Genomic DNA, 1,041 nt, shown 5'->3' with positions numbered 1-1,041 from the left:
ACGTGGTGGCTGAGGTAGGAGCCGCCGAGCGAGTCGACTACCTGGGCCGCGTAACGCATGCCCTCGTCGATCCCGTTCCGAGCCACCATGCACAGCGCCTGGTGAAGCATGACGTTGGTGCTGCGGCAGTGGTCACGTGTCCTGGCGAGTACTTCATTCCGGGCCGTACCGGCCCGGTCCTCATAGCCTGCCCCGGCGTATACCCAGCTCTCGGTGAAGTGGATTTGGTTAGCACTCCAGAACCCGAACCGATCGGCGGTGACGCCTTGATCCGTAAGAGAGTGCATCGCGGCCACTATGCGGTGGGCATCGTCATGCCTGCCGAGCAGGGACAGTGCCTTCGCCCGCGTGCTCAACAAGTCGACGGTGGGCCCACCTGCGATCCGTTCCGCGGAATCCACAAGGCACAGAACCGTCTGGAGGTCGCGCTGCCCGTACAGGCCGTTCCCGGCCTCCATATCGCGCACCAGGACACGCGTCGCCTGCTCTCCGGAGGCGTCAGCCGCGGCACGCGCCGTACGCCACCACCGGATCGCCGAGCCGTGCTCGCCCAAGCGCGTGAGCACATTCGCCTGGATGGAGGACAGCGCCGCGGCGACGCGCTGGAGCTCGGGCACTTCGTCTGCACGGGCGATGTCCATCTGCCGGTGCAGCAAGAACAGGTCGGCCACAAGATCGATGGCGACCTGGGCGGAGGGACGGGTGCGCATCGCATACAGATGGTCGGAGCAGGTCAGCTCCCAATCGTCCAGGTCGCGTTCCTCTTGCTGGACGGCCATGTCGAGGAGCTGGCGGACCGGTTCACCGGTGAGACCGATGACACTGGAGCCGAGACCTGCGGCAGCGAATTGCAGAAGGCGGCGGCGTTCCGTGGCATTCTCCTTATCACTATCTTTTCTTCCCAGAGTACGCAATTGGTCGACTTCCGCAACTACGGAGTAAAGCTCCGCAAGCCGGTCGCCCGCGCCGTACAGGTCGTCCAGACGGCGCATTGTCTCCGACCCGGGACGAGCGAGGCCGCGCTCCCACTTGGAAAGATCG

The 1,041-nt window shown here is 65.0% G+C and carries 1 protein-coding gene and 1 pseudogene; one reads left to right on the top strand and one right to left on the bottom strand.

Translation table 11 applies throughout. The annotated features are described in order from the left end of the window. Positions 1 to 779: pseudogene (locus BLQ73_RS30790) on the bottom strand (hypothetical protein); the annotation flags it as partial. Here BLQ73_RS30790 and BLQ73_RS33710 point away from each other — a divergent pair. Continuing rightward, positions 765 to 1,041 (top strand): hypothetical protein (locus BLQ73_RS33710; protein WP_218126111.1); only part of this gene is annotated, 277 nt, incomplete at its 3' end. The pseudogene BLQ73_RS30790 and the gene BLQ73_RS33710 overlap by 15 nt on opposite strands.

This window comes from Sinosporangium album (assembly GCF_900100605.1).
In the GTDB taxonomy this organism is placed as follows: domain Bacteria; phylum Actinomycetota; class Actinomycetes; order Streptosporangiales; family Streptosporangiaceae; genus Sinosporangium; species Sinosporangium album.
The sequence above is the reverse complement of the archived record's forward strand: the minus strand, read 5'-3'. Positions and strand labels throughout refer to the sequence as shown.